Annotated in this window: 21 protein-coding genes and 1 pseudogene; 10 read left to right on the top strand and 12 right to left on the bottom strand. The window is 39.1% G+C overall.

Features of this window, described 5'->3' with window-relative positions:
• Positions 1-116: 116 nt before the first annotated feature.
• Both ACNR9Q_RS03670 and ACNR9Q_RS03665 read right to left on the bottom strand, forming a co-directional pair.
• Complete coding sequence (locus tag ACNR9Q_RS03670; RefSeq protein WP_419213253.1) at positions 117-890, bottom strand: patatin-like phospholipase family protein; 774 nt, start codon at positions 888-890, stop codon at positions 117-119.
• Between the two features lie 79 nt (positions 891-969).
• Positions 970-2,493 carry a Do family serine endopeptidase gene (locus tag ACNR9Q_RS03665; RefSeq protein WP_419213252.1) on the bottom strand — a complete coding sequence of 508 codons (1,524 nt, stop codon included), beginning with the start codon at positions 2,491-2,493 and terminating at the stop codon, positions 970-972.
• Positions 2,494-2,875: 382 nt separating this feature from the next.
• Here ACNR9Q_RS03665 and ACNR9Q_RS03660 point away from each other — a divergent pair, with 382 nt between their 5' ends.
• The 9 genes and pseudogenes from ACNR9Q_RS03660 (at position 2,876) to ACNR9Q_RS03620 (ending at position 14,183) form a co-directional block, all read left to right on the top strand.
• A complete protein-coding gene (locus ACNR9Q_RS03660; RefSeq protein ID WP_419213251.1) occupies positions 2,876-3,565 on the top strand; it encodes a TIGR04282 family arsenosugar biosynthesis glycosyltransferase in 690 nt (229 codons plus the stop codon).
• A gap of 53 nt (positions 3,566-3,618) precedes the next feature.
• A complete protein-coding gene (locus tag ACNR9Q_RS03655; protein ID WP_419213250.1) occupies positions 3,619-6,822 on the top strand; it encodes a SusC/RagA family TonB-linked outer membrane protein in 3,204 nt (1,067 codons plus the stop codon).
• Between the two features lie 10 nt (positions 6,823-6,832).
• Positions 6,833-8,257: a SusD/RagB family nutrient-binding outer membrane lipoprotein gene (locus tag ACNR9Q_RS03650; RefSeq protein WP_419213249.1), complete on the top strand. Its 1,425-nt coding sequence runs from the start codon at positions 6,833-6,835 to the stop codon at positions 8,255-8,257.
• 240 nt (positions 8,258-8,497) lie between these two features.
• A complete protein-coding gene (locus tag ACNR9Q_RS03645) occupies positions 8,498-9,838 on the top strand; it encodes a sodium:solute symporter (RefSeq protein ID WP_419213248.1) in 1,341 nt (446 codons plus the stop codon).
• Positions 9,823-10,446, top strand: a pseudogene (locus ACNR9Q_RS03640) (metallophosphoesterase family protein); the annotation flags it as partial. The gene ACNR9Q_RS03645 and the pseudogene ACNR9Q_RS03640, both read left to right, overlap by 16 nt.
• 246 nt (positions 10,447-10,692) lie before the next feature.
• Positions 10,693-11,028: an arsenosugar biosynthesis-associated peroxidase-like protein gene (locus tag ACNR9Q_RS03635; protein ID WP_081819435.1), complete on the top strand. Its 336-nt coding sequence runs from the start codon at positions 10,693-10,695 to the stop codon at positions 11,026-11,028.
• 111 nt (positions 11,029-11,139) lie between these two features.
• Positions 11,140-12,195 (top strand): arsenosugar biosynthesis radical SAM (seleno)protein ArsS, encoded by a 1,056-nt coding sequence (arsS, locus tag ACNR9Q_RS03630; RefSeq protein ID WP_419213247.1) that lies wholly within the window; start codon positions 11,140-11,142, stop codon positions 12,193-12,195.
• Between the two features lie 17 nt (positions 12,196-12,212).
• Positions 12,213-13,181, top strand: coding sequence for an arsenosugar biosynthesis arsenite methyltransferase ArsM (gene arsM / locus ACNR9Q_RS03625; protein WP_419213246.1), 969 nt, complete (start codon positions 12,213-12,215; stop codon positions 13,179-13,181).
• 384 nt (positions 13,182-13,565) lie between these two features.
• A complete protein-coding gene (locus tag ACNR9Q_RS03620; protein WP_419213245.1) occupies positions 13,566-14,183 on the top strand; it encodes a TetR/AcrR family transcriptional regulator in 618 nt (205 codons plus the stop codon).
• An 11-nt stretch (positions 14,184-14,194) separates the two neighbouring features.
• Here ACNR9Q_RS03620 and ACNR9Q_RS03615 read toward each other — a convergent pair whose 3' ends face one another.
• The 3 genes from ACNR9Q_RS03615 to ACNR9Q_RS03605 are packed head-to-tail and all read right to left on the bottom strand — an operon-like array spanning position 14,195 to position 16,805.
• Positions 14,195-15,247 carry a glycosyltransferase family 9 protein gene (locus tag ACNR9Q_RS03615; RefSeq protein WP_419213244.1) on the bottom strand — a complete coding sequence of 351 codons (1,053 nt, stop codon included), beginning with the start codon at positions 15,245-15,247 and terminating at the stop codon, positions 14,195-14,197.
• The gene (locus ACNR9Q_RS03610) at positions 15,234-15,836 is read right to left on the bottom strand and encodes a DUF4254 domain-containing protein (RefSeq protein ID WP_419213243.1); all 603 of its coding nucleotides are present in this window, start codon (positions 15,834-15,836) and stop codon (positions 15,234-15,236) included. Before ACNR9Q_RS03610 ends, ACNR9Q_RS03615 begins: the two co-directional genes overlap by 14 nt.
• A 39-nt stretch (positions 15,837-15,875) precedes the next feature.
• Complete coding sequence (locus ACNR9Q_RS03605; protein WP_419213242.1) at positions 15,876-16,805, bottom strand: DUF6427 family protein; 930 nt, start codon at positions 16,803-16,805, stop codon at positions 15,876-15,878.
• A 40-nt stretch (positions 16,806-16,845) separates the two neighbouring features.
• On the opposite strand from ACNR9Q_RS03605, the gene ACNR9Q_RS03600 reads away from it, so the two are divergent.
• A complete protein-coding gene (locus tag ACNR9Q_RS03600) occupies positions 16,846-17,067 on the top strand; it encodes a DUF6341 family protein (protein WP_419213241.1) in 222 nt (73 codons plus the stop codon).
• Positions 17,068-17,118: 51 nt separating this feature from the next.
• Here the strand turns inward: ACNR9Q_RS03600 and purD are convergent, their stop codons facing one another.
• From purD to ACNR9Q_RS03565, 7 genes are read right to left on the bottom strand one after another with little or no spacing between them, the layout of a single operon-like run.
• Positions 17,119-18,390: a phosphoribosylamine--glycine ligase gene (gene purD / locus ACNR9Q_RS03595; RefSeq protein WP_419213240.1), complete on the bottom strand. Its 1,272-nt coding sequence runs from the start codon at positions 18,388-18,390 to the stop codon at positions 17,119-17,121.
• A gap of 41 nt (positions 18,391-18,431) precedes the next feature.
• Positions 18,432-19,409, bottom strand: a complete 978-nt coding sequence (locus tag ACNR9Q_RS03590; protein ID WP_419213239.1) for a UDP-glucuronic acid decarboxylase family protein — start codon at positions 19,407-19,409, stop codon at positions 18,432-18,434.
• Between the two features lie 8 nt (positions 19,410-19,417).
• Complete coding sequence (locus ACNR9Q_RS03585) at positions 19,418-20,770, bottom strand: exopolysaccharide biosynthesis polyprenyl glycosylphosphotransferase (RefSeq protein WP_419213238.1); 1,353 nt, start codon at positions 20,768-20,770, stop codon at positions 19,418-19,420.
• A gap of 46 nt (positions 20,771-20,816) precedes the next feature.
• Positions 20,817-21,713 carry a GDP-mannose 4,6-dehydratase gene (locus tag ACNR9Q_RS03580; RefSeq protein WP_419213237.1) on the bottom strand — a complete coding sequence of 299 codons (897 nt, stop codon included), beginning with the start codon at positions 21,711-21,713 and terminating at the stop codon, positions 20,817-20,819.
• On the bottom strand, positions 21,697-22,731 hold the full coding sequence (gene gmd, locus ACNR9Q_RS03575; protein ID WP_419213236.1) for a GDP-mannose 4,6-dehydratase: 1,035 nt from the start codon (positions 22,729-22,731) through the stop codon (positions 21,697-21,699). The genes ACNR9Q_RS03580 and gmd overlap by 17 nt, the downstream gene beginning before the upstream one ends.
• A gap of 1 nt (position 22,732) precedes the next feature.
• Entirely contained in the window at positions 22,733-23,881 is a 1,149-nt protein-coding gene (locus ACNR9Q_RS03570; RefSeq protein WP_419213235.1) for a glycosyltransferase family 4 protein, read from the bottom strand.
• A complete protein-coding gene (locus ACNR9Q_RS03565) occupies positions 23,859-25,130 on the bottom strand; it encodes an O-antigen ligase family protein (protein WP_419213234.1) in 1,272 nt (423 codons plus the stop codon). Before ACNR9Q_RS03565 ends, ACNR9Q_RS03570 begins: the two co-directional genes overlap by 23 nt.
• Between the last annotated feature and the right edge of the window lie 8 nt (positions 25,131-25,138).

The raw sequence follows: 25,138 nt of genomic DNA, 5'->3' as shown, positions 1-25,138 counted from the left end.
TTAGTATATATAAAGATATATGGTCTTGTTAGAACCTTAATCATTTTTATTTTACTATTACTCTTGAAGCTTGGTTGTACAGTATACTTCTCTATCCTAGAAATTCTTCCATGTCCTCAAACCCATGGAGATGCTTCAAAAACTTTAACAGCCGTTTCATACCCGATCGAATACGCCTTTTCAATTCCTCTTCGGTCTAAAATGCCGATATGTTCCAATTCCTTTGGTTCTATAACCAAATTACATTTATATATTTTCTCTCGGTTGATGGCATAAATCATCAATCCGGTGACCCTTGCCGTAAGTTGAAAGGAGTTATTCAAGTATTTCTTATCCAATTTGGAAACAATCGATACGTTGCTGCCAATTACATAATCAACCTGATTCAAAACTGGTTCTGACGGAAAATTGTTCATAATACCCCCATCGGCATGTAATGCTCCATTATATTCTACCGGACTAAAAACAGGGGGTAACGCTGCAGATGCCAATAATGGCTTTATCAATTCACCCTCATTAATAATTATTTCTTCTCCTAATTCCAAATTTGTAGCGACTACGTAAAGTTTCTTTTTAAGTGCTTCAAAACTATTTTCAGGGAAATAGTCTCGAAACGTAGCAATATACCGTTCCGTATTTATTAATCCAGGTTTGGCTACCGCAAAATAGTTGTATTTGAACAAGGGTGTCTCTTTAAAAAATCGAAGCATATCAATGATCGGCTTATCTGCCGCATAAAGAGCCCCTACCAAAGCGCCCACGCTGCTTCCTGCAACAACGGTTGCGGCTATGCCAAATTCTTGCATGGCCTTTAGTACACCTATATGGGCCATACCGCGCACTCCGCCACCAGAAAGCACTAAGCCTATGGACTTTGGACGTAATTGCATTTATTTAGGATTTATTTAAAAAAAATGCCGCACAGAGCATAATATCTGTACGGCATAAAATTAAGTATAATAAGGGAGTCTATGAGTCCAATCCGAAGGCATAATAATATTTACTGCCATCTTCATACAAACCTTCTAACATAACGCCACCCTTTTTACCTTCAAGAATATCGGCTACGTCTTCAATATCAGTGACTTTTTTACCGTCAATATGTGTGATGATAAAGCCCTCTCTCATTTGGGTCTCCTTTTTTATTTTACCTGGATACAACTTACTTACCTGTACGCCACCATCCAAGCTCAATTTTTTTGCTAAATCTTTGTTCACATTTTCAAAGTCAGCACCTAATAGATTAAACACTTCCTTTTTCTCTTTTTTAATGATACCGGTCCCTCCTTCAGAGTTCTGAAGTGTTACTTCAAGCTCTTTTTCATTTCCTTCACGGTTAACTAAAAGAACTACTTTATCACCAGGCCTTTTCCCAGCAATAATCTCTTGAAGTCTAGGTGAAGAGTTTGTTTCCATACCATCGACGCCTAAAATAACATCCCCTGATTTAACACCGGCCTCATCTGCACCGCTACCCTCACCGACTTGTTCTACCCAAACGCCTTTGGTGAAATCAACGCCTTTTTCTTTGGCTAGATTGCTATCCATCGTTCTAATGGATACGCCCAACATCCCTCTTTGAACGTTTCCGTACTTCAACAAATCTTCGACCACTTTGGTGACGATATTGCTAGGTACTGCAAAACCATACCCTGTGTAGGTTCCCGTAGTACTGGCAATAGCTGTGTTAATACCTACCAAATTTCCATCCAGGTTCACCAAGGCACCCCCGCTATTACCGGGATTTATAGCCGCATCGGTCTGTATAAAGCTCTCTACGGCAAACTTGTCCTTGTTAATATGGATGTTACGCGCCTTAGCACTTATGATACCAGCAGTAACGGTAGAATTTAACCCAAGGGGATTACCAACGGCAAGAACCCATTCCCCAACCTCCACATCATCGGAATTGACTAAGGACATGGTTCTTAAATTATCGGCCTTGATCTGCAGAAGGGCTAAATCTGTAGTTGGATCGGTACCGATAACGGTGGCTTTATACGACTCATTATCATAAAGTGTCACTTCAATCTCATCTGCATTATCGATAACGTGATTATTAGTGACAATATATCCCTTGTCATTGATGATTACCCCAGAACCGGTACCGACTCTAGGTTGGGACTGCATCCCCTCAGGAGACTGCCCTTTGAACATGTCTCCGAAGAATTCCTTAAACGGGTCTGGGAGTTCCCGTGCACGTTGATTACCATAGAATGAACCTGTTTGGGTAGATTTAATATGTACTACAGCATCCAAAACCTTTTTAGAGGTTTCCGTAAAATCCAAGGGCTTGATGTTCCCTTCATTATCCGCCGTATACAGTACATGACTTCCGGGAACAGAATCTACTACGGTCACACCCGGTAATCCTTTGGTAGTTGTCTGTTTATTAAATTCGATTACCCCGTAACTGACGGCTAGGGCAATTAAGGCTGAGAAGAAATACATCTTCCAGGCACCACTGCTTTTTGTTTTTGTGTTTGATTCCATATATATTATGTGTATTAATAATTTTATTTTACGTATCTAAATTAGGCAATTGGCGTGCCAAAGAAATATGTTAAAATGCTAAATAATAACTAAAATTAAAGGGATTATTAAGAAATATTTTACACTATATAATTTGTTTTGAGGATATACATTTCAAATTCATAATCATATACGATTTTTAATGGTAATTTTTTTTCTTTTATGGATGATAGATTAATACTAATGACATATATAAACGAACTCTAACAAACTGATCGACCAAAGACTGACAAAATGACCTTTTAACCTTTAAAGTTTAAATGTATTCTCCTAAAAATTTGATTGTCAGATAAAACCTTCGTCAAATTTTTACGTATGTTTACTAACGAGAAAGAAAATTTAATTGAAAATAGCTAATCATACGGCCATTTTGGTATTTGCCAATTCCGCAAAAAAAGAATTGGAATACAAACCTATAGGTAAAGGAGAACAATTATTTGACGCACTTACCGAAAGTACCCTTCAAAAAGTACAACGCACCTATTTACCCGTATTTCATTTCACAGAAGAAGAACAGGTTGGTGCCAATTTTGGCGAGCGCTTTACCAACGCTATAGCCTCCGTTTTTGAAAAAGGTTTTGAAAACATCATAACCATTGGAAATGACACCCCACAATTAACGGTACAACATCTTAAAAAAGCAGCGGAGCAACTAGCTCAAGAAAAAACTGTTATTGGCCCATCGTTGGATGGTGGTTTTTACTTATTGGGATTAAAGAAATCAAATTTTGACATTGAAGTTTTCAAAGACTTGCCTTGGCAGCGGTTCGATCTTTTCAGTAAAATAGCGCTCTGGTTTCAGAATGAAGCTTCCGAAATCGTAAAATTGCCTGTTTTTCAGGATTTGGATGACGAACAGGATTTGAAATCGGCTTTACGTTTTTCAAAGTCTTTGTCTTCGGAAGTACTGCAACTTATCATTACCGTTTTAGGCCATCTGCGACAGCTAATTACCCACAATTACTTATTTTTTGATCTGTATCTCCACAAGTCTTTGTACAACAAAGGTTCACCAAGGGTGTTTTTTGCCTGAAATTAACCTGCCCAATTAAAGGGTCCATGTACAACTCAGCTCAATTGTAATTCATGAAATATATTTTTATGGCCTTGACCCTGTTTGTTATAACAGGTCTTCAAGCTCAACAAACCATTACCGGAACGGTAACGGATGTTGATGGAAACGGAATTCCCTATGTCAACATTCTCTTGACAGAGACCACTACGGGTACGACCACCAATGACGAGGGGAACTATTCCTTAGAAGTTCCCAATCTTATCGGCGGATTGGAATTTTCGGTATTGGGCTATCAAACCAAAACCGTGGTAATCAATTACAACACTACTATCAACGTGGTTTTGGAAGAATCCTCCGAAGTCCTGGATGAAGTGGTCCTAACCGCCCTAGGTCTAAAGCGCGAAACCAAGGAATTGGGTTATGTGGTCCAAAGTTTGGATGCCGAGGGCGTCACCGAAGTAAAATCCGTCAACTTTCTGGATAACCTTTCGGGAAAATTGGCCGGGGTCACCATCAACCAGGGTGCTACCGGGGTAGGCTCATCTTCAAAGATTACCATACGCGGCGAAGCATCTTTCTCAAATAACAATCCCTTGTTCATCGTTGATGGAGTGCCTATCAATAACAATTCGGTCTTTAATTTTAACAATGAGGCCGCTGCCGGTTTTCAGGCCATCGATTTTGGAAACGGCGCCATGGAGGTGAATCCCGATGACATTGCCGAAGTTTCCGTGCTCAAAGGACCTAGTGCCGCCGCATTGTACGGTACCCGGGCCTCGAACGGCGTGATTGTGATCGAGACCAAAAGTGGAAAAAACACCAAAGGTTTGGGGATTAGTTACAATACCAGCTTTTTTGTGGATTCCGCCTTTAAACTGCCCGAATTCCAGAACGAATATGGCCAAGGGAACGCCGGTCAGTTTGCTTTTGTGGACGGATTAGGCGGGGGGACCAACGACTTAATCACCTATAGCTGGGGGCCTCGTTTGGATGTAGGCAATCTCGTTCCGCAATTTGATAGTCCGGTGACCTTGCCGGACGGTTCCGTAGTTCGCGGCGGGGATACGGCCTTGTACAGTGGATTACCGATTACACCGACCGAATTTAATTCCCATCCCGACAACCTCAAGAATTTCTATGAAACCGGAAGCACGTTCATCAACAACCTTGCGATCGCCTCTGGTTTTGAGAAGGGGAATTACCGACTATCCTTTACCGATTTGCGGAGTGAATCGATTATCCCCGGAGTTAACCTGGACCGACAAACGATTAACGCAAAACTTCATTTTGAACCGTTGGAGAAATTACGGGTGAATACCACCATCAATTATGTGAACTCTCAAAGTGATAACCGCCCATCCAACGGTTACGGTTCTGAAAACGTAAATTATTCTTTGGTGGCATGGGGACCTCGTTCCTTGAATATCGAAAACCTTAAAAATTACTGGCAACCTGGTCTGGAAGGTGTACAGCAATATTCCTTTAACTATACCTATTTTGATAATCCCTATTTCATCTTGTATGAAAACCGGAATTCCTTTAACAGGGATAGGGTATTTGGCAATGTTTCCGCCAGCTATGATATTACAAAGCACCTTACGGCATCCATCCGTTCAGGGATGGATTATTCTTCCGAAATACGCCAGTTACGCAGAGCCTATAGCTCTAACCGTTTTAAAAATGGAGGCTATGCAGAGCATGATGTACTTTTCCGGGAAATCAATACCGACTTCCTTCTCAACTATACCAATACCTTCAACGAGGTTAATGTTGATGTTTCATTAGGTGGTAACCGATTAGATCAAAAGGCTTTTACCTCACAGTCGCAGACTACTAGTTTGGCACAACCTGGTATTTTTAGACTATCGAATGCCGCTTCTCCCGTTGAAGTGTTCGAGTTCGAATCCAACAAACGCATCAATAGCTTTTACGGTTTGGCCAAGTTGAGCTACAAAAACTTCCTGTATGTGGATATCACCGGTCGTAATGACTGGTCCAGCGCTTTGGCAACGCCCTTTTCGGTAGATAATACTTCGTTCTTTTATCCATCGGTATCCAGTAGTTTTATCCTATCGGAAATCGTTGAACTTCCGAAGGCCATTTCCTTTGCGAAACTGAGGGCCAGTTGGGCACAGGTAGGTAATGACACCAGTCCTTACCAGACTACCGGAGCCTTTGCGGCGCAGACCCCATTTAACGGTCAGCCCACGTTCAGCAATTCCAACACCATTGCCAACCCCAACCTGCGACCGGAACGCACTTCCTCCTTGGAGGTAGGTGCAGATGTACGTTTGTTCGGAGATCAGGTTCGGTTCGATGTATCGTATTACAATGCCTTGACCAAAGACCAGATCATTTCCTTACCCATCGGTATATCCTCGGGTTATACGCAACAAGTGGTCAATGGCGGTGAGGTCCGCTCCAAAGGTTTGGAGGTCATACTTGGATTCTCTCCGGTAATTTCCCAAAATCTACAATGGAACACCACCTTGAATTTCAGTACCAATCGGTCTACAGTAGAAAGTCTACCGCAAGCTGATGGCCGATTGACACTGGCCTATTCCCGTATTTACGACAGTCAAAACCAAACGGTATATGTACAGGTAGAAGAAGGGGGTCGTGTGGGTGATTTGTACGGAACCGGTTATCTTAAAAATGAAAACGGAGATTTTATCCTTACCGATGAAGGTCGGTACATCCCGGATAACAATTTGCAAAAACTGGGCAATTACAATCCCGATTTTATGCTCGGTTTCAACAATCAGTTCAATTATAAACAGTGGAATCTAGGTTTCTTGTTCGACTGGCGTCGAGGGGGCATTATCGTTTCCCGAACGAAGGCCTTGGGAAATGTAGGCGGACAATTGGCGGAAACGGTCAACAGACCCGAAGCCGGCATCGTACCTCAAGGGGTGGTCAATACGGGTACACCTGAAAGTCCCGTCTATACGCCAAACACCGTGGCCGTATCGGCAGAGAGCTATTACCGTCAATTTTACGACCGTAACCATGAGGAAAATAATACCTATGACGCCTCCTTTTTAAAACTGCGCCAAGTGGCCATAGGATACACCTTTGACAACCTCAGCCTATTCAAACAAAACGCCAGTTTAAACCTATCCCTCATTGGCAGGAACCTGTTTGCGATTACCGAAAATCCGCACTTTGACCCGGAACAACTGGCCGTTCAGGGCAATGGTTTCGTCAGTGGTGTGGAAGATATGTCCTATGCCACCACCAGAAGCATCGGATTTAAAGCAGGGTTTAATTTTTAAGAAAAAGAACATGAAATATAGTTATAGCCTTTTCATCATTTTGCTGGTTTTGGGATGCACCCAGGATTTTGAGGACATCAATACCAATTCCAATTCCCCCGTTACCGTGCAACCCAGCCTGTTGTTACGCCAGGTCATTTACGATTTTGGGGAGCAAATGTCCTATGAAGGGTTTACTGCGGGCAATCTTTTGGGGCAATACAGTACGGCATTGGATTTTAACCTTTTTGACCGCCACAACCTTAAATCGCCCCAATTGGGTGGCAATCCATGGCCGATATTTTACAAGAACCTGCGGGACAATGAAATCATTCTCGATCTCTCGCAAGAAAATACCGCTTTTGCGGTTTATGAAGGTCCCGCAAGAATATTGAAAGCCTACATGGCCGCGGGACTAACGGACCTGTTCGGTGATGTTCCCTATTCCGAAGCTTTTAAAGGATCAGAAGCAACGGTTACTCCTGTTTATGATACCCAAGAATCGATATATAGGGACGAAGGTGGAATTTTTGATAATCTGGACAAAGGAATCGAGGCCATAGAAAGCTACTCCAGTGCTATTCCCTTGGAAGGAGATATTCTTTTTAATGGTGATTTGGACGGATGGGTGCGTTTTGCAAATTCCCTAAAGATTAAATACCTAATACGTATTTCGGCGAAAGTGGATGTTGCTTCTCAATTACAGGCCATTGTTTCCGAAGGAAATTTTATCGATGAAAACGCTGAAAACGCCATTTTCAATTTTACCGATGGTGAACCCAATAACTTTCGTTTGGCCCGACTCCGAATTGGGGATTTCAACAATTATGTGTTGTCCGAAACCATGGATGAAATCCTGAAGGGATTGAACGACCCGAGAATAGGAAGGCTTTACCGGCCCTTTGGAAATAGTGAAAACGGTGAGTACAACGGACTTCTGAATGGAATAGATGCCTCGGTTGGGGTTTCTTTGGCCGATTATTCCCAGCTCGGCACCATTTTCAGGGAAACCACCGGTTTGTTGGATGCCAATTTTATGACCAGCATGGAAACCCATTTCCTATTGGCCGAAGCTGCACAAAAAGGATTGATCACCGCAGATACCAATGCTTTGTACACTACTGGCGTTACCCAAGCTTTTGAGTACTGGCAAGTGGAGTTACCCGATACCTATTTGACCACGGATGCCGCATTGACCAACGGCGACCCTATTGAAAATATCCTTACCCAAAAATGGATTGCGAACATAATCAACGGTTACGAAGGCTGGGTAGAGTATCGCAGGACGGGGTTTCCGCAACTCAAAACGATTTCGGCAAGTCTCAACGATAATTTGATTCCGGTACGTATGCCGTATCCGGCAGAAGAAGAAGCCTTGAACAGTGCCAACTATTCCGATGCGGCCAGTAAAACGGATGGAAATAGTATCAATGTTCCGGTTTGGTGGGATGAGTAAAATGATTGATGGTTGATGGTTGATGGTTGATGGTTGATGGTTGATGGTTGATGGTTGATGGTTGATGGTTGATGGTAAAATTAAAAAAATGTCAGTTCGAGTGATTTTAAAAGTTTGCTATCGCTAAACTTTTAAAATTGTATCGAGAACAGTTGGAAGCTTAAAGGTTCTCAATACATTTTTCTTCTCTCTACAGGAAGAAAAACACTCGAACTGACAATTAGAAATTAAAGTTTTAAAATGACTGAAGTAAAAATTTGGCAATGGGGATTAATTTTAGCGTCGAGTCTGGTGCTGTTCCTAATTTCCCCTTTGGCTAAGAATACCAATCAGTTTTTTAAGGCGGTTCATCATAAAAAATCTCCCAATACGTTTATGCTGATGGGCAGCTTGGTGATTTCTTGGATCTTTGCGAAAAGCATCACCAATGCGGCCAATTTAGGGTTGGACTATGGTATCGTGGGCGGGGTGGCCTATGCAGGTTATTATCTTTCTTTCGCCATTGCCGGGGTGGTTATTTATAACATGCGACTAAAAGGCCAATACACCAGCATCCACCATTTTTTGTCCAGTAAATTCGGCAAAACCGCCGTTTCAGTATTTTCGATGCTTATCGCCATTCGCTTGTTCAACGAAGTATGGAGTAACACCATGGTCATTGGCTCCTATTTTGGTGATATCGGTTCCAGTGCCTATTATGGGTCTATCCTGGTGTTCACGATTTTGACCTTGGCGTACGTGCTCAAAGGGGGTATGAGCAGCTCCATTTTTACGGATGTTATCCAAATGGGACTATTTTCGGTACTTTTAATGGTAATATTGTTCGCTATTTTTGGAAAAGAGACCTCGTTGACCGTTCATGAAGTCGCCAATTCCGGCGTTTGGTCCTTTGAAATGGGATTGAATCTATTGTTCGCCGCCCTACTCCAATCCTTCAGCTACCCGTTCCACGACCCGGTTTTGACCGATAGAGGATTTCTAAGTAGTCCGAAAATCACCTTGAACAGTTTTTTATGGGCCAGCCTTATTGGCGCTATTTGTATTGTCCTCTTTAGCATTATCGGTGTTTATGCGCAATCACAGGGCATGCAGGGGCAGGCCGCTGTAGAAGTTGGAAAAGCCTTTGGTGTTCTGATCTTGTTGGTCATCAACTTTATCATGATCACTTCTGCCGCATCGACTTTGGATTCTACGTTTTCGTCGTTCTCCAAATTATTGGCCATCGATTTGGGCCTAGGCAACTCCTTGAAATTTGGAAGATGGTCCATGGTATTCATTGCCGTGCTGGGAACTATCCCTGTTTTTTTAAATGCCGAAATTCTGTCCGCTACCACCATCAGTGGCACCATGGTCATAGGATTGACCCCCATATTCCTTTTTTGGAAAGAAAAGGCGCCGAAGATTAGTTTTCACTTAAGCGTATTCAGCGGAATCCTGTTCGGATTTCTCTTAGTTTTTAATTCCTTTCCCAAAAGTTTAATCTATACTACCGGAAAATATGCCGATTTACTTTGGGTGAATGTTTGGGGCATCGGTTGTTGTATTTTAGTTTATTTTATACCCACATGGATCAAGAGATAAAACATATCGGCACAAAAACAGGAAAGCTGCTCCTTTTTGGTGGGGTGTACAGCAATCTTCAGGCCTTGGAAAAGTTAATTTCCATCGCCGAGGAAAAAGGCATCCGCCCAGAAAATTGTATCTGTACCGGCGACATTACCGGCTATTGTGCACAACCCGAAGAAACGGTACAACGTTTCAGAACGTGGGGTGCTTTAAGCATTGCCGGAAATGTGGAATTACAATTGGCCAGCGATAGTGAGGACTGTGGTTGCGATTTTAAATCCGGCAGTCGTTGCGATGATTTTTCAAAAATGTGGTTTCCCTACACCAAAGGGCATCTATCGCAAGAATCCATCGATTGGATCGCCACCCTACCCGAGAACATCAGTTTTGATTACGGGAATACAAAAATAACCGTTGTCCATGGCAACTATGGCAATGTATCGGAATTCATATTTCAGTCCAATGCCGATGACAGCAAGCAAAATTGCTTTGAGCAGACCCAAAGTGACGTAATTATTGCAGGACATTGCGGACTCCCATTCCATCAATCCATTAAGGAAAAACTATGGTTGAATCCCGGAGTGATTGGAATGCCGGCCAATGACGGAACTACCCGCGTTTGGTATATGATACTAGCATTTGAGGATGGTGAAATAAAATATACCCATCAGTCTTTTGAATATGATGCGGCCACCGCTCAGAAACTCATGTACAACAACTATTTACCCGAAGCCTACGGCGATACGTTAACGTCCGGTATCTGGGACAATATGGAAATCCTTCCCGAAGTAGAAAAAATGGGGCAAGGCATTCCAATCTTTTTTAACGAAACACCACAACATTCAATACACACTAAAACCCAAACAAAAATGGCAAATACGTATTACGACCCAGCGGACTTAAGGAAATTCGGAAAAATCACGGAATGGAGCGAGGAGCTCGGCACCAAATTTTTCGATTATTATGGTAAGGTTTTCGAAGAGGGCGCACTAAGTGCACGGGAAAAGTCCCTAATCGCCCTAGCAGTTTCCCATGTAGTGAAATGCCCTTACTGTATAGACGCTTATACCAAGGATGGCCTGCAAAAAGGAATTACCAAAGAGGAAATGATGGAAGCGGTACATGTTGGTGCGGCGATCGAAAGTGGCGCGACCTTGGTTCACGGCGTACAGATGATGAACAAGTATAATAAGCTTAGCATGTAAAGAAGTCCTAAGTAGATGGTACAAAGCAATTGGTACCATCTTCAATTGATATTTGAATGTTTAAACTGTAAAGAACTTAGTACTTAGTACTTTATACTGATTTCTAAAAAAATGGCTACAAAATCATTAAAAGCAAAAGGAGACGATTTAGCGGTTTCCAACAAACAATTGGAAATTCTCAATGGAGGCATTTTTGCCGATGGCGAACTTCCTTATTTTAAGGACAAAATCGCACAAATTGGACATTTTCCCTTACGCCCTAAAAAACTCGAAATCCTTCAAATCAATGTAGGTTATATGTGTAACCAGGTTTGCGAACATTGCCACGTAGATGCCGGTCCGGACCGTAAGGAAATCATGACCCGTGAAACGATGATGCAGTGTTTGGAGGTCATTAAAAATACCGGTGCACACACCCTGGACTTGACCGGTGGAGCACCAGAAATGAATCCGGATTTTAGATGGTTCGTGGAAGAGGCCGCCAAAGCAGGTATCAAGGATTTTATCGTTCGGTCGAATTTGACCATTATCCGCGCGAACAAAAAGTACTATGACCTGCCCGATTTTTTCAAGAAACACAATGTCCACGTCATTTCTTCCATGCCACACTATACCCGTGGTAAAACGGACAAGCAACGTGGTGACGGTGTTTTTGACAAATCCATCAAGGCCCTGCAGGAACTGAATGAACGGGGTTACGGCATGCCCGGCAGTGATTTACGCTTGGATCTGGTCTATAATCCATCCGGAGCCTATTTGCCCGGGGATCAGGCCGCCATGGAAAAGGATTTTAAGAAAGCCTTGAAAGAGGATTTCAACATTCAGTTTCATAACCTATTCGCGATTACTAATTTACCCATCGCCCGATTCTTGGACTATTTAATAGCCTCCGAAAACTATGAAGATTACATGTATGCCTTGGTAGAGGCCTATAATCCGGCGGCGGTAGAAAATGTCATGTGCACCAATACCATTTCCATCAGTTGGGACGGTTGGTTATATGATTGCGATTTCAACCAGATGCTCGATTTAAAAGTGGCCAGTAAGGTGAAGCACATCAAAGACTACAACGAAGACCTATTGAACGACCGGAACATTATCATCTCACAACATTGCTACGGCTGTACCGCTGGTGCAGGTAGTAGCTGCCAAGGAACCGTGGCGTAACCTTAAAATACAAATACATGAGCTATTTAGAAGCAACGAACGACCTCTACAAACAAGCGGCCCTAACCCCAGATGTTGGCCTATGCTGCACCACCAATCCTATTTGGGAATTGCCGGGTTTGAAAATTCCTAAAATCATGCAGGAAATGAATTATGGCTGTGGAAGTACCGTACACGCCCGGGATTTGTCCAACAATCCTAAAATGCTCTATGTGGGCGTGGGTGGTGGCATGGAGCTCCTTCAATTTTCCTATTTCAACCGACAAAAAGGAGGTGTTGTAGGGGTGGATGTGGTAGATGAGATGTTGGAAGCCAGCAGGAAGAACTTCAAAATTGCGGAAGCGGAAAATGACTGGTTCAAATCCGATTTCATCGACCTTAAAAAAGGGGATGCGCTAAACCTACCCGTAGACGATAATACGATTGATGTTGCCGCGCAAAACTGCCTGTTCAATATCTTTAAGGCCGAAGACTTAAAACGTGCCATTGAAGAAATGTACCGTGTTCTGAAACCACACGGTAAGCTGGTCATGAGCGATCCTACTTGCGAACAGGAGATGAACGATACCCTGAGAAATGACGACCGTCTAAGGGCTTTATGCCTAAGCGGAAGCATACCGATCAAGGATTACGTGAAAGCCTTGACCGATGTTGGTTTTGGAACCATAGAAATACGGGCGCGTAAGCCCTATCGCATCTTGGCGCCCAATGCCTACCCTACTGATGAACTCATATACATCGAATCTATCGAAGTAGCGGCCATAAAAGACCCTATGCCTGCTGACGGACCCTGTGTGTTTACTGGAAAGGCAGCCATCTATTATGGTGATGAGGATTATTTTGACGATAAAAAAGGACATGTTCTGTTGAAGAATCAGCCTTTGGCGGTATGTGATAAAACCGCCGGAGCTTTAAGCTCTTTAGATAGAAATGATATTTTTATAAGTGAATCTACCTACCATTATGATGGCGGGGGGTGTTGTTAGTTCTTAAAGTAAACACCTCGGGGCAAACTAGGCATTGAAGGGAAATTCATGTTTGATTTCGACGCAAGCCCCGAAGCATTTAAATCTCGATTAGCGAGTAAACTTATGTTTTCAAAACTTATGCCGCTTCACGAACCTAAGGTAGTGAGCGGTTTTTTTGTTTTTAACTATGAAATATTCAGGTTATGAGTCATTTGAACCAAAATTTGAGACACTTGAACAGACCACTCGGTTTGCACTTCCCAATTATGAAGCTACCATTCATCGATTTCTGAAACCTTCACCGATTTTTTACGTAGATACACCTAAGAATCGGATGCTTTGCAATTGTTTGAGATTTCTTTGTTTAGGCCAAATGGTCGAATTCGCCCAAATCGAAATACTATGAATAAGAGTTTAAAACGCATGGCTACCATGCAACGTATGCAAGTAACAGGATTGAAATTATTCTATTCAAAAGGATATTACAATACCAGTATCGACGATATCTTAAAAGAATTAGAACTGTCTAAAGGAGCTTTTTATTATCATTTCGATTCAAAAGAGGATTTCTTCGTTCAAATCGTGCAGAACCTTATGGCGCGTAAAGTTTACAGTACTTTAATAGAACCCTTGGAAGGTCATGAAAATCCATTGACCTTAATTAGTAAATGTTTTGATGACGCTATGGAAACCGCCATACACAATGAAATGGATTTCGGCTGTATTCTAAATAACTTTCTAATTGAGTTTAATGGAAAGAATGAAACCATTATGCAGCACCTTAATGAAATTGTAACCGTTTGGGAAGTTAATCTCGTAACCACATTACAAAAAGGAAAATTCAATGGTTTCTTGGACCGCCATGTAGATTGTGAGGCAGTGGCCACCTTTTTAATGAATTCTTATTTTGGTGTTCGAACCTTAATGGCAGGGTCCTCACCAAGTGCTAAAAAGTACAGGTTCATGACCCAATTACGCCAGTATTTTAAAAGTATAGAAGCGAAACCGGTAACAATTTAAACAACGTTATGTTAAATAGAATCCTTAAGAATTTCCATAATTTTTTGAATCACCTCCTTTGGCAGAATCGTGTCCATAACATTGCCGTAACCGGGTGGATACTTATTCCCGTAAATGGAGGTCGGGATCTGCGGATACCTCCTTCGGTCCGATAATAACGCATTCTTTTCAGGCTGCCCAAACGGATAAAATCCAGCAAACGGATGGGTTACGCCCCAAAGTGTAAGCGTTGATATTCCATACATCGCCGCTAAGTGCGCATTTCCGCTATCCATAGCAACCATTATATCAAGATTGGAAATGAGGCTAAGTTCATCTGAAAACGAATAGTTGCCTGCGGCGTTAATCGTGTTTTTAAACTGATTTTTCCAAATATCAAGAATTTCTCTTTCTTTCTCCCCCCCTCCGAAAAGGATTATTTTATACTTATTGGTATCGTTCAATTGTCGAATAACATCCTCCATTAATGAGGAAGGATACATTTTACCTTCGAAGGCCGCAAATGGCGCTATTCCCACTAGCCATTTACCCTCTGAATGTACAATAGGGCTCAGTTTCGAAGACAGTTGCCTTTTGGGCAATACGGCATCTTTTTTTAGTTCTAATGGATACCCTAACTTCTCAAAAACATCGGCGTAGCGTTGAAAAGTAGTTTTCAAAGGTTGGAATACTGCTCTATCCGGACGGGTCAAAGCTTTTTTCTCTGCCCTTCCCTTATCAATTTGAACAAATGGGATTCTGGAAAATCTAAAAAACTGCTTTAAGACCGTACTTCTCAAAACATGATGAACATCGGCCACCATATCCAAATCCAACTTGTTTAATTCCCTATAGAGCTTGAAAAGCCCCAAAATTCCTTTATGGCACCCTTTTACATCTGCCCTATGGACATTAACATTGGGAACGTCCGAAAAGATAGTTGCGAAAAAAGGTTTGGTGAGTACTGTAATTTTAAGTTCTGGATACTGCCGCATCAAGTTCAATAGTACAGGAACGGTCATGGCAACATCTCCCATTGCAGAGAGTCTGATCACCAAAATATGTGCCGATTTATTTTTGCCCACGAAGGATGGGATTTAGTTCCTCATCGTTGTACATTTTCATCTGCTTGTAGACTTTCATATACTTAGTTCCACGTTCAATATCGGCCAACAATTGATCTATTGCCAGAGAAAGGTCCTTCTTTTGCTCTAAAAGCACTTTAAGTTTTGAAAGGCATTTCTGTTTATGTTCTACAGAGGCATCCGTTCGGTTCACCTCCTCATCCATATGATATATTTTAAGTGCCAGAATAGAAAGACGATCCAAAGCCCACGCAGGACTTTCTGTATTGATCGTAGCGGCAGCCTTCACCTTTACCGAGTGGTATTTATTCAAAAAATAGCTATCAATATACTCCACTAAATCAGTTCGGTCTTGGTTACTAGCATCAATTTTACGTTTTAAAAGCAAAGCGGCATCGGGATTAATTTTTGGATCACGAATAATATCCTCATAATGCCATTGAACGGTATCGATCCAGTTCTTACGGTACAAAAGATGTTCAATGGACGCTTTAGGATAGGGATTGTTAAAGCTCTGATCAACATCATCACTAATGTGATAAGTGTCTATGCTTTCTTGGAAAATGGAAAATGCGAATTCGCTGAACATACTAACTTTTTTTACAAAGATAAAGTTTAAAGCTATAAACTAGAGTTTGGTAATAAATACAACAATTGGTACCACTATGCTTAACACCAAAATCAATTCTAAAAATTTTGGCTTTTTTATGGATTCTAAATAGTTCACAATAAATATTATAGAAGGAAAAAAGGTAACCATAACGGCATTTGTGTTCTCTGTGGAAACCAATACATTGACCACCAGCCCTATAAAGAAGGATAAAGCGATTAATCTCATGGTTGCAACCTTTCCCACACCTCCTTTACTCAGATGCACAAAGGTCCAAAAAGCAAGTCCTATATTCAAAACCACATACAAGGAAAGCTTAATACTCGACCACCATTTTATAGGGTATATAGCACTAGTATCAATCGTAAAGTCGTAATGGGATGTTAAAAAAGAAGTTTCGTTCGCCAAAATTAAAATGCCGTACAAAATCATAAAAAAACAAAAACCCACCGATAGGATTACCAGCCAATTTCTGATGTTCTTAGGCTCATAAATATAAATAGCCGCAAAAACCAACAGGAGGTAAAGAATTGCCCATTCGTAAAAAATACTGGATACGCAGATCCATAATCCAGCATCAAATATTTTTAGTTTAATATTTTTGAGAGATTTTATGCTTAGCAAACGTCTCATTGCCAGTAGCAAAAAAAAACTGGTGAAGATGGCGTTACTATCCCCTAGTGTTTCAGGAAATACAACGAACAATAACGTAAAATACAAAATGGCATAAGAATTTGTGCCCGTTAATTTGTTTCTTTTGATAATAAAATCTACGATGAAAACACTGAACAAAAGCGTCATCAATACCAGAATTACCGAAGCGATTTCTATATTGATAATAGTGAAGTCAAAAAGGTAAAATTGAACCGCCCAGTAAATTAGAAAAAGGGATACCAGTAAAATAATAAAGTTGATCGGTTTTGTTTTTCCAAAAATGCTTGAAATCATCTAAGCTTTTTATATTTTTGTTGGTAAATATAACAATAAGATGAAATCATTTTTTGAAGGCATTGCCGATTTATTCGTAAACGTACTATTTGCACCTCTAGATTTTTTACGTTTTACCCATAGTTGGGCTTTGGCGAACATCCTTAATTGGATATTTATGTTAATAGGTTCTGTAGCTTTTGTTTATTGGATGCTACAGTTGAAAAAGTACAATGATAGTGGCGAAGAGGATACATCAAGTACTTCACACTCGTACCTCTAGATAGGTGTTTTAATCTTATCAGATTTTTTAAAAATCTGATAAGATTAAGCATTAAAGGTCAAAACCTAAATCCTTTCTATAATTCATTCCTTCGAACGAAAGCTTTTCTACATTCTCGTAGGATTGGGCCAGTGCTGATTTAAAATCAGTTCCAAAAGAAGTAATTGCCATTACCCTGCCTCCGTCAGTAACTACTTTACCATCTTTTATAGCAGTGCCTGCGTGAAACACCAATGAATCTTGAATAGCTTCCATTCCTTTAATCTCCTTACCTTTTTCGTAAGCACCAGGATATCCTCCTGAAACTGTCATTACCGTCGTGGCCGTCCGTTCATCAATCTCTAGATGAATATCATTAAGTCTTTGATTGGCCACTGCTTGAAGCAATTCTACCATATCATTTTTTATACGTGGTAATACAACTTCTGTTTCTGGATCACCCATTCGAACATTGTATTCGATAACCTTGGGATCATCAACCACCTTAATCAATCCAATAAAGATAAAACCCTTATAGGGCATTTTATCGATTTTAAGACCTTCTACGGTAGGTTTTACTATTTGCTGTTCAATCTTAGCCATGAATTCCTTATTGGCGAAAGGAACGGGGGAAATCGCTCCCATACCGCCTGTATTGAGTCCGGTATCCCCTTCTCCGATACGTTTATAGTCTTTTGCCGTCGGCAAAACTTTATAGCTTTCTCCATCAGTAAGAACGAAAACACTTAATTCGATACCATCAAGGAATTCTTCGATAACAACTGTTGAACTTGCCATGCCAAATTTTTTATCAACCAACATGGCCTTCAATTCGGTTTTTGCTTCATCCAAGTCCTTCAAAATAACAACTCCCTTCCCCGCAGCCAAACCATCGGCCTTTAAAACGTAGGGCGGATTTAACTCCTCTAAAAAACGAAAACCATCATCCACAGTTTCAGAAGTGAAACTCTTGTATTGAGCCGTAGGGATGTGGTGTCGAATCATAAACTCCTTTGCGAACTCCTTACTACCCTCTAAACCAGCTGCCAGTTTCTCTGGGCCGATTACAGCAACGTGCTTTAAGCTTTCATCTTGTAGAAAAAAATCATGAACCCCCTTTACCAAAGGATCTTCCGGCCCCACCATCACCAATTCAATACCTTCTTTAAGAACTACATCCTTAATACTTTCAAAATCATTTACACCGATTGGTATATTGGTTGCGATTTTCGATGTACCTGCATTACCAGGAGCAACGAATAGTTTAGTTAAATTTTTACTTTGAGACAATTTCCAAGCGAAAGTATGCTCGCGACCGCCCGAACCAAGAATAAGAATGTTCATTACACGAATTTTAGCAAAAATAAACTTTCTGCACTATTAAACTATTTACCAGAGAAATCTCTATGTTCTTTTTTTTGTAAATCCTCCGAAGACAGGGACTTAAAATAATCGTATACGATTTTAAGACCTTCAGAACGGACAACTTTCGGCTCCCAACCAAGAATTTCTTTTGCTTTGGTTATATCAGGTTGCCTTTGGGTGGGGTCATCTTTAGGTAAAGGTTTATAAATAATCTTTTGTTGAGTGCCTGTTAATGCTATAATCTCTTCTGCAAATTCTTTAATTGTCGTTTCATGGGGGTTACCAATATTAATTGGATCGTTATAATCACTAAATAATAAACGGTATATTCCTTCAACCTGATCATCGATATAACAGAAAGATCTAGTTTGTGAACCATCTCCGAATACAGTCAAATCCTCACCTCGTAATGCTTGACCCATAAAAGCTGGCACTACACGACCATCGTTTAAGCGCATTCTAGAGCCGTAGGTGTTAAAAATACGCACGATACGCGTATCAAGCCCATGATGCCGATGATAGGCCATTGTAATGGACTCCATAAACCGTTTAGCTTCGTCATAAACACCTCGAGGACCTACTGGATTTACATTGCCAAAATATTCTTCTGTTTGAGGATGAACCATAGGATCTCCATAAACTTCAGATGTGGATGCTACCAAAATTGTAGCGTTTTTTTCTTTGGCCAATCCCAATAGGTTGAGAGTTCCAAGCGAACCTACTTTTAAGGTTTTTATTGGAATTTTCAAATAATCTATAGGACTGGCCGGAGAAGCAAAATGCAAAATATAATCCAAAGTGTCCGAAACATGCACAAATTTCGTTACATCATGATGGTGAAACTCAAAATTATCCAAAGGAAATAAATGGGAAATATTATCCAAATCCCCCGTAATAAGATTGTCCATTCCAATTACATGGAATCCTTCTTTAATAAAACGATCGCACAAATGCGAACCAAGAAAACCTGCCGCGCCTGTGATTAGTATTTTTTTCATTTTGATGATTAATAGGCTTTGTCTTCTCCTTTAAAAGCGTTGATCACTGTTTGAACAATAATTTTTAAATCCAGAAAAAATGACCAATTTTCGACATAAAAAATATCAAATTTAATCCTATTTTGAATATCGCTATCGCGTTCGATTTCCCCTCTATATCCTCTGATCTGTGCCAAACCAGTGATACCCGGCTTTACGAAATGTCTCAGCATATACTTATCGACTCTACTTGCGTACTCATCTGTATGTTTTAACATATGAGGTCTTGGGCCCACTACGGACATATTTCCAAATAGAACATTGTAAAATTGCGGTAATTCATCAATACTGGTTTTCCGTATAAATTTACCAATCTTAGTAACCCTCATGTCGTTTTTTCCTGCTTGTCGGTCATCCGAAGATTCATTGACAGCCATTGACCTAAACTTAAAACATTGAAATTCATTGTTATCAAAACCTGTACGTTTTTGAATAAAAAATACAGGTCCTCTTGATTCGATAGAAATCAATAACGCCAATAACGGACCTAACCAAATCAGTATTCCAAAAATGACAACTAGTGAAAAGAGAATATCAAAAGAGCGTTTTAAAATCGCATTCAAGGAATTGTGCAACGGAATGTCCCTGAGCGATAAAATAGGAAGGTAATCATAGTATTCGAACTTCAGTTTTTTTGAAAATATATTTTTGTTATCTGGAAGAAACTTAAGCGTTTTAAGATTATTATCCGCAAAATTAATAAAAGCAGAAAGTTCATCATTCTTTAACTCAGAGACCGAACAATAGATTTCGTCAACATTGTTCTTCACAATAAACTGAAAACAGCTCAAAAGCTCAAAATCCCTATCTCTCGGAGAAAACTGACCTGAAAAATGATACCCAAACTCTCGTCTATCATTGAATACCTCTATTAATTGATTGGCTTTTTTGGTTTTACCAATAACTACAACATTTCTAATGTTCCCTCTTATGCGTTCCCTGTATTTATTTAAAAGAAAGAAATTCAAAATTTTAAGAAAACCAATGCCTATAAATACCAAAATAAAATACTGCCCCAAAGCAAGCCGACTCATTAATGGTTGCTTAAAAAACCCAATGTATGCGTATAAAATCAAAAAGAAAAATACGAATTGTGTAAATAACTTTCTTATTAAAACTACAGCCTTCGAATATCTATGAACCACATAAAATTCATTTTTAAAGGAGAGTATAATCCATGTTAAGGAAATATAACAATGAAATAACCAAGGATTTTGAAAATTAATAGGAAGGAAATTAGTAAAAAAATTAACAACTAAAAGATCCAGACCATAGGAAATAGGAGTTATAAAACCTGAATATCTACCTTGTTTGAAAAACATTTTGCTAAAGTAGAATTTTCCAAATTAAATTAACACATTATTATTTCTAATTCAAAAACATATCGGTCAATGTTTTTTTCAATTTAATATAATCTACAGGATGCCCTAAAGCATCAAAGAGTCGCTTTGTAGAGCCCTTAAGCTCAATTATTTCGTTTTTCCTTACAAACAAGGGATTAACCTCAACTCTAATGGAACGATTCGCTATATCTTTCATCATTTTTAGAATATTTTCGATAGAATATGTTCTTCCACTACAAATATTCAGCACGCCTGAACTAAAAGAAGAATTCAATAATTCAATATAAATTGTAACAAAAGATTTAACACTATTATACTCTCTATATGTGTGAAGATTACCTAACTCTATCACATCTAGTCCTCTTTTAAAATGGTCAACTATTTTAGGTATTAAAAAATCTTTATTTTGAGCAATTCCCGTATAATTAAATGGACGCATCAATATAATATCGAATTTATTAAAAAAATTGGATACCATATGCTCCATTGCCAATTTACTATTCCCGTAATGATTTATTGGTTTGGGACACATTTCTTCAGACAACTCCCCTTCAACATTACCATAAACAGCCGCACTACTAGCAATAAGTATTTTATTTACCTGAAGACCCAATTCATCAAGACCTTCGAGTAAATTCAAAGTGCCAATGACATTTGTGTCATATATGGAACTCGTATTTTCAGATGCCACAAAAGATATTGCTGCCAAATGAATTATATAATCTGGTTTAATATCAGACAAAACTTTCTTCACTTGCGCTTTATCTAAAACATCACATTGAAAATGATTTTTTTGAAAAGGTTCAGAAAATGTGGTGCCAAATACAAAATAGCCTAATCGCTTCATTTCGTATTCCAAATGGAATCCGGTGAATCCGTTTATACCTGTAATTAAAACGTTGCCTTTAAAAGGTTGATCCATTTTCATTGCGCTCTATATCCTTTTTCACCATCATATCACAAAGTTCTTGTAAAGTAGTTTTTGGTTTCCAGTTTAATTTATCATTAGCTTTTGTTGCATCACCAATCAGCAAATCGACTTCTGCGGGGCGATAAAATTTAGGATTAACTTGGATAAGCATGTTTCCTGATGCCTCATCTATACCTATTTCACTATCCTCTTTTCCTTTCCAAATAATGTTAACGTCTATAGCTTTAAATGCCATTGAAACGAAGTCACGGACAGTTTGTGTTTTATTCGTCGCCAATACAAATGTGCCCGGTTCGTCTATCTGAAGCATACGGTACATCCCATCAACATATTCCTTAGCAAAACCCCAATCGCGTTTAGCGTCCATGTTGCCTAACTCCAAAACATCTTGTTTTCCAAGGTGTATTTTAGCAACTGCATCTGTAATTTTTCTAGTTACAAATTCTTTACCTCTTAATGGAGATTCGTGATTGAACAAAATACCGCTTGTGGCAAATAGATTATACGATTCCTGATAGTTTAAAGTAGCCCAATGAGCAAATACTTTTGCAACCCCATAAGGACTTCTTGGATGAAAGGGTGTCTCTTCATTCTGCGGAATGGCATGAACCTTCCCAAACATCTCAGAAGTGGAAGCCTGATAAAATTTTATTTTAGGGTTAATAGTCCTAATTGCTTCTAATAAATTCATAGCACCGATTCCTGTGATTTGGGCTGTAGCAATAGGTTGGGTAAACGAAACTCCCACAAAGCTCTGAGCTGCCAAATTGTAAATTTCATCGGGTTCAATATCTGAAATAATTCTATAGGCACTTGATAAATCAATTAAATCATATTCCAATAAAATTAAATTGGGGTCATTCTCAATTCCCAATTCCTCTATTCTCCAAAAATTGGTAGAACTAGTCCTTCTGTAAGTACCATACACTTTATACCCTTTATTTAAAAGAAGCTCCGCCAAATATGCAGCATCTTGACCTGTGATACCCGTAATTATTGCTTTTTTCATTCTAATTATTGAATTTCCAACTATTATATAATTCCTCTATTGTATTTTTAAACTCTAATTCAAATCTTTCAACACTGAACTTTTGGGCATTCTCCCTAATTAGGTTCTTATCAAAAAGATTACTGTTCTTTTCAAAATATTGTACCGCGTTTAAAAGAGAATCTATATTTTGTTTCTCAAAAAAAACACCAGTGACATTTTTGTTTAAATTATTTTCATGAGGATATTGCCCATTAACCGTTTCTAATATACCTCCCTTACCAAATGCTATAACAGGCACCCCTGCTGCCTGAGCCTCAATTGGGGCAATCCCAAAATCTTCCTCCGCAGCAAATATAAAGGCTTTAGCTCTTTTGATTAAATTCAAAACCTTATTCTTCTCCAAAAATCCAAGAATTTCAACATTTGCTGTTGCCAACTTACTTATTTTATTAAAATCTGGGCCATCACCAATTACAATTAATTTTTTATCTGTTTTGGAAAAGGCTTCCACAATTAAATCTATTTTTTTATAAGGCACCATTCTTGAACAAGTAATGTAATAATTTTCGGTTCTCTCAGAAATGGTAAAGGATTTCGTGTCCACAGGTGGGTAAATGACCAATGCATCCTTATCATATATTTTTTTTATGCGTTTAGCGACATACTTAGAAATAGCAATATAATGATCAGGCCTGTTTGCTGTAGAATAATCCCAAAGCCTTAGTTTATGTAGGAAATACTTTGCCAAAAACCCTTTAATTCCGGTTTCTAAACCAGACTCCCTTAGATATTGGTGATATAAGTCCCAAGCATACCTGACGGGAGAATAGACATATGAAATATGCAATTGATCTGGTCGAGTCAATACCCCTTTGGCCACTGAAGATGAGGAGGATATGATTAAATCATACTCATTAAAATCAAACTGCTCGATAGCCAATGGAAACAACGGCAAATAGGTTCTATATTTTGTTTTACCAAAAGGTAACTTTTGGATAAATGAATTTCTAGTTGACCGCCCCTTTAAAATAATCTCTCTATTGTCTTCAGACAAATTATCAATTAAAGAATAATGATCCATGTCATTCCAGATATTGGTAAAGCTTTCCACACATCTTTCTGCTCCACCATATACGGTATACCAGTCATGTACCAACGCCTTCTTCATTTCCTTTAGGGATATTAAATATTAATATTGAATTAAACAAACTGTAAAAGATAATTCCATCATGCCTATTTATTAAATTTTCGGTCATTAAACATCCCATGACTAAAATGATAAAAGAGAATAAAATGAAATCAGATTTTTTATAAGCAATGTATAAAGGTGCGAAAAGGCTTGTTAAGAAAAAAATCAGGGCAAATATTCCAGCAGATAAAAATATCTGTAGATACTGATTATGTGTATTATAAAGAAATTTTTGATATACATTACTACTGAATTTTTGCTTATAACAAGCATCTAGTCGAGACTGTACATCCCCTTGTCCATAGCCCCTTAGAGGGGATTCCTTTATCAAAATCCAGGAACAATAAAAAATTCCTTTTCTTATGTCTTCTGATGATATATTTTTATACTCCACTGAGTAATCACCCTCTGGAAAGGTTTGGTTTTTATTAAAGACAGATTGAACACGATCTGCAACACCAGATTTAGTAGTTTTAAGAAAAAAAAGGGCAGTAACCAAAGTTACACAAACCATTGCAATCCTTGTTGTTGATTTAAACTGAAGTATTAAATAAATAATAGAGAGTACTATGGTAATAGCGAAAGGCATTCTTGCACCAATTAACGATTGCCAATAAAAAAAATAGGGGATTATGCAAATAATGAGAAACATAAACCCTTTTTGAAGAGATTTTATCTCTTTTCTTATAATGTCTAACATCAATAAAATTGCAAAACCAATCCAAAGGGACAAATACGTACCATGCACTTTCGATATGCTCTCTATGGATTGCCGAATATTCCAATATGGTGTTTCTTTAAAATAAAGGATATCGGACAAATCAATATTTAAGTACATCAAACCTATCAAGGTTGACACAATATAACCTAGTTTTAGTTTTTTCAGCTCTTGTTGATTGATTAGATTATTTTTGAAAAGCCCAAAAATAATTGGAAATAAAACTATGGGCAAAACCCTTGTTATAAACCCTAAGGCTACTTTACTGTCTGTAGAAAAGAAAAAGCCAATTATATAAATAAAAAAGATACTTGAAAGAGCCAAGAATAAACAAAACCGCTTGAATGTTATTTGGCCTTTTTTTCTATAAAAAATTTCCTTTAGAATAGATAATAGGGTAAAACAAATTATTAAGACTGTTTCTATACCTGTCGGAAAGACTGGAAACAAAAACAATGAAAACAATAAATAAAACCATAGTCTATCTAAGCAATTTTTAAGTTTTCCCATTTCATTGT

It is taken from the genome of Maribacter sp. X9 (assembly GCF_048537565.1).
Taxonomy (GTDB): Bacteria; Bacteroidota; Bacteroidia; order Flavobacteriales; family Flavobacteriaceae; genus Maribacter.
Note: the sequence above shows the minus strand (reverse complement) of the source record. Positions and strands in the feature narration are given on the sequence as shown.

Excerpts from the sequence above, each read along its gene's own strand:
- ACNR9Q_RS03670 (WP_419213253.1), bottom strand. The coding sequence starts at position 890 with ATGCAATTACGTCCAAAGTCCATAGGCTTAGTGCTTTCTGGTGGCGGA.
- ACNR9Q_RS03665 (WP_419213252.1), bottom strand. The coding sequence starts at position 2,493 with ATGGAATCAAACACAAAAACAAAAAGCAGTGGTGCCTGGAAGATGTAT.
- ACNR9Q_RS03655 (WP_419213250.1), top strand. The coding sequence starts at position 3,619 with ATGAAATATATTTTTATGGCCTTGACCCTGTTTGTTATAACAGGTCTT.
- ACNR9Q_RS03650 (WP_419213249.1), top strand. The coding sequence starts at position 6,833 with ATGAAATATAGTTATAGCCTTTTCATCATTTTGCTGGTTTTGGGATGC.
- ACNR9Q_RS03645 (WP_419213248.1), top strand. The coding sequence starts at position 8,498 with ATGACTGAAGTAAAAATTTGGCAATGGGGATTAATTTTAGCGTCGAGT.
- ACNR9Q_RS03635 (WP_081819435.1), top strand. The coding sequence starts at position 10,693 with ATGGCAAATACGTATTACGACCCAGCGGACTTAAGGAAATTCGGAAAA.
- arsS (WP_419213247.1), top strand. The coding sequence starts at position 11,140 with ATGGCTACAAAATCATTAAAAGCAAAAGGAGACGATTTAGCGGTTTCC.
- arsM (WP_419213246.1), top strand. The coding sequence starts at position 12,213 with ATGAGCTATTTAGAAGCAACGAACGACCTCTACAAACAAGCGGCCCTA.
- ACNR9Q_RS03620 (WP_419213245.1), top strand. The coding sequence starts at position 13,566 with ATGAATAAGAGTTTAAAACGCATGGCTACCATGCAACGTATGCAAGTA.
- ACNR9Q_RS03610 (WP_419213243.1), bottom strand. The coding sequence starts at position 15,836 with ATGTTCAGCGAATTCGCATTTTCCATTTTCCAAGAAAGCATAGACACT.
- ACNR9Q_RS03605 (WP_419213242.1), bottom strand. The coding sequence starts at position 16,805 with ATGATTTCAAGCATTTTTGGAAAAACAAAACCGATCAACTTTATTATT.
- ACNR9Q_RS03600 (WP_419213241.1), top strand. The coding sequence starts at position 16,846 with ATGAAATCATTTTTTGAAGGCATTGCCGATTTATTCGTAAACGTACTA.
- purD (WP_419213240.1), bottom strand. The coding sequence starts at position 18,390 with ATGAACATTCTTATTCTTGGTTCGGGCGGTCGCGAGCATACTTTCGCT.
- ACNR9Q_RS03590 (WP_419213239.1), bottom strand. The coding sequence starts at position 19,409 with ATGAAAAAAATACTAATCACAGGCGCGGCAGGTTTTCTTGGTTCGCAT.
- ACNR9Q_RS03585 (WP_419213238.1), bottom strand. The coding sequence starts at position 20,770 with ATGTTTTTCAAACAAGGTAGATATTCAGGTTTTATAACTCCTATTTCC.
- ACNR9Q_RS03580 (WP_419213237.1), bottom strand. The coding sequence starts at position 21,713 with ATGGATCAACCTTTTAAAGGCAACGTTTTAATTACAGGTATAAACGGA.
- gmd (WP_419213236.1), bottom strand. The coding sequence starts at position 22,731 with ATGAAAAAAGCAATAATTACGGGTATCACAGGTCAAGATGCTGCATAT.
- ACNR9Q_RS03570 (WP_419213235.1), bottom strand. The coding sequence starts at position 23,881 with ATGAAGAAGGCGTTGGTACATGACTGGTATACCGTATATGGTGGAGCA.
- ACNR9Q_RS03565 (WP_419213234.1), bottom strand. The coding sequence starts at position 25,130 with ATGGGAAAACTTAAAAATTGCTTAGATAGACTATGGTTTTATTTATTG.